Source organism: Streptomyces sp. NPDC017520 (genome assembly GCF_044329855.1).
Lineage (GTDB): Bacteria > Actinomycetota > Actinomycetes > Streptomycetales > Streptomycetaceae > Streptomyces.
The window spans coordinates 456,652-463,035 of sequence record NZ_JBIRKB010000005.1 but is presented as its reverse complement, the minus strand read 5'-3'; the positions used below and the strand labels follow the sequence as shown (position 1 = coordinate 463,035).

Below are 6,384 nucleotides of genomic sequence, written 5' to 3'. Positions count from 1 at the left end.
TCATATCCAAAAAAACATCCTACTCATACTGGGGGGGGCGTTATCCCGGCCCCCCCCCCCCCCCCCGGGGCCCCCCGGGGGGGGGGGGCGGGGGGGGCCCCCCCCCCCGCCCCCCACGGCACCTCACACCGGCACTTCTTCCATCAGGGGGCGGCGGCGACCGCCCCGCAGGAGACCCGGATCCGCAGGCTGGGCAGGATGTCCAGGTGCCTGCGGGCGGCGGAACTCCGGCCCGCCTCCCCCGCCCTCGGGTCCGTCCCGCCGGGTTCCGTCACACCCAGGCGGTCAAGCAGGAGCCGGGCGGCGGCGGCCCCCACGGCGTGCTTGTCCGGGGCCACGGCGGTGAGCGGCAGGTCGGCGAGGCCGGCGACCTCGTCGTCGTACGCGATCACCGCGAGGTCCTCGGGCACCCGCACGCCACGGGCCTGGAGCCGCGGGATGAGGACGATCGCGTCCGCGTCGCTGTGCACGATCGCGGCGGTCACGTTGCCGCTCGCCACGGCCTCGCACAGGTACTCCAGGGTCCGCTCGAAACGCTTCGCCTCCGACCTCGACGGAGCCTCGTCCAGCGGCGCGGCCGACACCGGGGTCAGCCCCAGCGCCTCCACGGCGGCCCGGTATCCCACCCGGAGCCGGGGAGCGGTCGGGCTGTCCTGCACGGCGAGCGCGATCGCCCGGTGCCCGAGCCCGGCCAGGTGCGCCACCGCTTCGGCCGCACCGTGCGCATGATCCGAACGCACCCGGTCCAGGCCCGCCGCCGGATGACCGAGAGGGGCCGAGCGTTCCACCAGGACGACCGGGACCTCCTGCTCCGCCGCCCACAGCCCCTCGCCCCGCTCCGGGCAGCCGCGCTCCCAGCTGGGCGTCAGCAGGAGTCCGTCGGCACCGGTGGACAGCAGCCGGCGGGCCTGGGCCGCGTCCTCGTCGGGGAGGTAGCGGGAGAGCCCGATCGTCAGGCGGGCGCCGGCGGCCTCGACGGTCCGCCGGGCGCCGCGCACGACGTCCGCGTAGTAGTAATCGGTGGTCGGCACCACCATGCCCACCACCAGCCCTTCGGCGGGGGGCGCGGCGGCGGGGGCGGGCCGGGACTGCCCGGTGGGCCACACCACCGCGCCGTGCAGCCGCTCCACCAGGCCCTGTGCGGCCAGCGCCTCGACGTCCCGGCGCAGGGTGACAGCGGACATGCCGAGTTCTTCGGCGAGTTCGGCGACGCGCAGGCTGCCTCGCTCGCGGACGAGCTCGAGCACCCGCTCGTGGCGCTGGTCGACGTGCAGTCGCATGGATCCCCCTGGACTCGGAAACGGCTGGGCTCGGGCGTGACGGTGTTCCGGCGGCCGATCGGCCGCCGCCCGGGCGACGGAACCGATCGGACTCCTGTTCCCGCACGGTGCCTCCCGGGACCCGTCCGGCATGCCTCAACCATATCGATCACTTCCGCTCGAAACGATCCGAGCGGGGATTTGCCCTGGCGCGACGGGCGCACGCCGGTTCACGGCCGGACCGTACATATGCACCCCGAGAAACGATCGATACGATCAATTCGGCCGAGGTCATTGAGCGAGTCGTCAGGTGGCTGCTAGAAAGTGCCCGCCCGCTCAGAACAGTCGGATCCCGGGAACGGTTCGGCGCCCCGCGCGCCGGGTTCCCGGCGGAGACACGTCACCGACCCGGAGCTCCCCCATGACTTCTGCCTGGTCCCGCCGTACCTTCCTGGCCGCCTCGGCGGCGCTCACCGCAGCGGGCGGCGGAGCGCTGACGCTCGCCACGCCCGCCACCGCCACCGCCACCGCCACCGCCACCGCCACCGCCACCGAGGACGATCCGTACGCGGCGCTCCGCACCACCTGGAGCGCGCTGATCCTCGGCGAGGGGTTCAGTCCGACCGCCGAACCCTTCAAGAGCCGACTGGCCGATCTCGGCGCGAAGGCCTCGCGCCTGCTGGAGACCATGGCGCCGGCGGAGGGCTCGCTCTGGCCCGACGCCGTGTTCGCGGATCCGGACCCGGACACCGACGCCGAGTCGTACGTCCTCTCGGGACGGATGGCCGACAGCTTCGTCCGCCTGAACACCCTGGCCCAGGCCTACCGCCAGCAAGGCACCGGGCTGACCGGCAGCACCGGGCTGCGCGATGCAGTGCTGACCGGCCTGGAGCATCTTCACACCCAGGTCTACAACGACGGCCGGGCCCGGTACGGAAACTGGTACAGCTGGCAGATCGGCGCGCCGCAGGCCCTGCTGGACGTGTGCGTGCTGATGTACGACGCCATCGCGCCGGAGCGGCTCACGCGCTACTGCGCCGCCGTCGACCATTTCGTGCCGGACTCGGCGGTCGCCTCGTACACCGGGACCAGCACCGGGGCGAACCGGGTCGACCTGTGCCGGGTCCTGGCCCTGCGCGGGGTCGTCGGAGGAAGCGCGGCGAAGATCGCACTGGCCCGGGACGCCCTCTCCCCCGTCTTCCCGCTGGTGACGAAGGGCGACGGTCTGTACGCCGACGGGTCGTTCATCCAGCACACCACCGTGCCGTACACCGGCAGCTACGGATCGGTGATGCTCGGCGGACTCGGCCTGCTGTTCGCGCTGCTCAAGGGAACCACCTGGGAGGTCACCGACCCGAAGCGGCAGGTGGTGTTCGACGCGGTGGAGAACGCCTGGGCCCCGTTCCTCTTCAACGGCCTCGTCATGGACGCGGTAGCGGGACGCGCCATCAGCCGGGGCGAGGTCGACGACCACCGGCGCGGACACCCCATCCTCGCCTCCGTCGTGCTGCTGGGCCGGTCCGCGTCGGACGCGGAGAACAACCGGTGGAGAGGGCTCGTCAAGGGCTGGGCGCAGCGCGACTACTACAGCCCGCCGCTGAGCAACCCCTCCCTCGGGCTCACCGCGCTGGCCCGGATCAAGGACGTCCTGGACGACACCTCGCTGGCTCCGGTCCCCGAGCCGGAGGGCCACCGGCTCTTCCCCGACATGGCGCGGACCACCCACCGCCGTCCGGGCTGGGCGGCGTCGCTGAGCATGGCCGACCGGCGGATCACCTATTACGAGACCGGCAACGGCGAGAACCTGCGCGGCTGGCACACCGGGTCGGGACTGCTCTACTGGTGGGGTGACACCTTCGCCAACGGCCAGTACAGTGACGCCTTCTGGCCCACCGTCGACCCGTACCGGCTGCCCGGCACCACGGCCTCGCGCAAGGTGCTCGCCGACGGAGCGGGCGGCGACTGGGGCACCTCGCTCCCCGATGTGAACTGGGTCGGCGGAGTCACCGACGGGAGGCGGGCCGCCGTGGGCCAGTACCTCAAGGGGCTCTCCAGCACGCTGATGGCGAAGAAGTCGTGGTTCTTCCTCGACGACACCGTCGTGTGCCTGGGCGGGGGCATCCACAGCCGCGACGGCGCGGCAGTGGAGACGACCGTCGACAACCGCAACCTGGGGCCGACGGGCAACGCCCCGTTCACCGTCGACGGTTCGGTGAAACCCCTCGCGTTCCCGTGGTCGGCGACCCTGACCGGAGCGACCTGGGCCCATCTCGCCGGTCACGGCGGATACGTTTTCCCGGGCGGGGCCACCGTGAACGCACGGCGGGAGAACCGGACGGGCCGCTGGCGCGACATCAACACGGCGGGCTCCACGGATCCGGTCTCCCGGAAATACCTCACCCTCTGGTTCGACCACGGCCAGGACCCGTCGGACGCCACGTACGCGTACCAGCTCCTGCCCGGCGCGTCCGAACAGCGCACGGCGGCACGGGCGGCGGACAGCGGCTGGCTCCGGGTGCTCGCCAACACCGACGATCAGCAGGGGGTGACGGCCCCCTCGCTCGGACTGACCGCCGTCAATTTCTGGTTCGGCGGGAGCGTCGGGCCGCTGGTGGCGGACGCCCCGTGCTCGGTGATGGTCACCGAGCACGCCGGCGGAACGGCGACGGTCTGCGTGAGTGACCCCATGCGGATGCGGACAAGCCTGACGCTCACGTGGAACCGGGCCGTCGCCTCGGTCGTGTCGAAACCGGCGACGGTGACATCGGCGACCACGGGGGCGTCGCTGCGCCTCGTCTTCGGCGACCTCTCCGGGACGCGCGGGGCGACGCAGACGGTCAAGGTACGGCTGTCCTGAACCGCGTCGGCGGACCGGCGTCGAACAGATGGCTCCTGACTGCCCCGGCGAAGCCCTCCCGACCGATGTCCGCCCTGGGGTCCGTCGTCCGGATCAGGCCAGGAGGCGTCGGCCGGTCATACTGTCGGCCGGAACACGGAGTGGGGAACATCATCATGACGGACGACCACCGGATCGCGCCTCCGCTGCTGGGGAGCGAGCGCGAGACGCTGCGGGCCTTTCTCGACTACCAGCGGGAGACCCTCGCCAGGAAGTGCGCGGGGCTGGGCGACGACGAGTTGCGCGAGCGGTCGATGCCGCCGTCCACCTTGTCCCTGCTGGCTCTGGTGCGGCATCTGGCCGAAGTGGAACGCGATTGGTTCCGGCGGGTGTTCGAGGACGAGGCGGCCCCCATGGTGTGGTCCGTGCAGCCCTTCGACTTCCAGGCGGCGTACGACGCGAGCGCCTCGACACGAGCCGAGGCGTTCGCCGCCTGGGAGGCCGAGGTGGAGACCTCACGCCGTATCGAACGGGGGGCGGCCTCAATGGACCTGGTGGGGCGTCAGCCGCGCTGGGAGAAGGACGTCTCGCTGCGCATGGTCATGGTGCACGTCCTGCTGGAGTACGGCCGCCACAACGGTCACGCGGACCTGCTGCGCGAAGGGGTGGACGGCACGGTGGGAGCCTGAGGCCCCGGAGGGAGGCCGGACCCGCGTCCCGCGACCGCGGCGGGCAGAGGGGCAGCAGTCCGGCGCGCCCCGCGGGCCGTTCCGTGCGACCCCCGGCCGCGGTGGGCGCACTCGTAGACTCGGCGCCATGACTCAGCAGCCGGTGTCTCCCGCCCTCGCCCGCACGTTCGCGCCCGGCGGCGCCCTGCGTGCCTCGATCAACCTCGGCAATCCGATCCTGGCCCACCGGGATCCGGCGAGCGGCGAGCCGGCCGGGGTCTCCGTCGACCTCGCGAGGGAGTTCGGGCGGCGGCTCGGGGTGCCCGTCGAACTGGTGGCCTTCGAGAGGGCCGCGCTGTCGGTCGACGCGGTGCGGGCCGAGCGGGCGGACATCGGGTTCTTCGCGGTCGATCCCGCCCGGGGCGAGGGGCTGCGGTTCACCGCCCCGTACGTCCTCATCGAGGGCTCTTATCTGGTGCCGGAGGCATCTCCGGTCTCCGAGAACGGCCAGGTGGACCGCGAGGGCACCCGGATCTCGGTCGGGTCCGGGTCCGCGTACGACCTCTTCCTCACCCGCGAGATCCGCATGGCCGAGATCGTCCGGCTGGAGGGCGCCCCTCGCGCGCTCGCGGCCCTGCGGGCGGGTGAGGTCGAGGTGGCGGCCGGTATCCGGCAGTTGCTGGAGGCCGAGGCCGCGCGGGCCGGAGGCGTACGGGTACTGCCGGGGCGGTTCATGGTGATCCGGCAGGCCATGGGGGTGCCGGCCGGGCGAGGGACCGCGGCGCAGGAGCCGCTGGCGTCGTTCGTGGAGGAGATGAAGGCGGTCGGTTTCGTCGCCGACGCCCTGAAGCGCCATGGTGTGGAGGGCGCGATCGTGGCGCCTGCGGGCTGAACCCCCGCCGGGCCGCCGCCGTTCTGCGGGCGTGGCGACGGGGATACCGATGTCGAGCTGGACGGGGCGAACATCGGGCGGCTCTGCGGTCGGGCCGGGTGAAGGGTGCGTTCCTCGCCTCAGCGGTGACGGGTCAGCACGCGGGTGGTGCTGCCGTCGTCCTCCTCGATGTCCCTCATGTGCTCGAAGCCGATTCTGCGCAGAAGGGTCAGCGAGGCCTCGTTCGCGGCGGCGACCGTGGCGTGGACCTCGGTCAGTCCGAGGGTGCCGAACCCGTGGGCGACGACGGCCTGTGCCAGCTCGGTTCCCAGGCCGGCTCCCCATGCGGTGGGGGCCAGGGCATAGATGATCTCGTGGCCGTCGACGGCGTCGGTCCGTTTGATCTCGGCGTGCCCGACGAGGATCCCGTCGCGACGCACAGCCCAGACGGAGAACAGGTCCTGGGCGTAGACCTTGGTGAAGACCCGCCCGAACAGCGCCCTGTCCTCCGCCTCGGTGGAAGGGCCGTCACCCATCCACCGGGACACCTCGGTGTCCTGGAACAGGGCGACGAAGTCCTCTTCGTCCTCGGGAGCGTACGGCTCCAGCAGGAGCCTCTCGGTGCGCAGGGTCGGGGTGGTCACGGCGCGCGACGCTACCCGGGCGTCGACCGTTCGGGCAACCGGCATTTCCCGCGCACCAGCGGGACACCGGCAGACGTACGAGCGCTCTGCCACGACGGGGAATCCT

The 6,384-nt window shown here is 72.4% G+C and carries 5 protein-coding genes; 3 read left to right on the top strand and 2 right to left on the bottom strand.

What is annotated here, in order from left to right; all coding sequences use genetic code 11:
• Nucleotides 1-143: 143 nt before the first annotated feature.
• On the bottom strand, nt 144-1,280 hold the full coding sequence (locus ACH4KB_RS15490) for a substrate-binding domain-containing protein (protein ID WP_398066460.1): 1,137 nt from the start codon (nt 1,278-1,280) through the stop codon (nt 144-146).
• Between the two features lie 400 nt (nt 1,281-1,680).
• On the opposite strand from ACH4KB_RS15490, the gene ACH4KB_RS15485 reads away from it, so the two are divergent.
• The 3 genes from ACH4KB_RS15485 to ACH4KB_RS15475 all read left to right on the top strand — a co-directional run bounded on the left by ACH4KB_RS15485 (nt 1,681) and on the right by ACH4KB_RS15475 (nt 5,655).
• Nucleotides 1,681-4,116 (top strand): polysaccharide lyase 8 family protein, encoded by a 2,436-nt coding sequence (locus tag ACH4KB_RS15485; RefSeq protein WP_398066459.1) that lies wholly within the window; start codon nt 1,681-1,683, stop codon nt 4,114-4,116.
• A gap of 155 nt (nt 4,117-4,271) precedes the next feature.
• A complete protein-coding gene (locus tag ACH4KB_RS15480) occupies nt 4,272-4,784 on the top strand; it encodes a DinB family protein (protein ID WP_398066458.1) in 513 nt (170 codons plus the stop codon).
• A gap of 127 nt (nt 4,785-4,911) precedes the next feature.
• Nucleotides 4,912-5,655, top strand: coding sequence for a transporter substrate-binding domain-containing protein (locus ACH4KB_RS15475; RefSeq protein ID WP_398066457.1), 744 nt, complete (start codon nt 4,912-4,914; stop codon nt 5,653-5,655).
• A 119-nt stretch (nt 5,656-5,774) separates the two neighbouring features.
• Here the strand turns inward: ACH4KB_RS15475 and ACH4KB_RS15470 are convergent, their stop codons facing one another.
• Nucleotides 5,775-6,323 (bottom strand): GNAT family N-acetyltransferase, encoded by a 549-nt coding sequence (locus ACH4KB_RS15470; protein ID WP_398066456.1) that lies wholly within the window; start codon nt 6,321-6,323, stop codon nt 5,775-5,777.
• Nucleotides 6,324-6,384 lie beyond the last annotated feature (61 nt).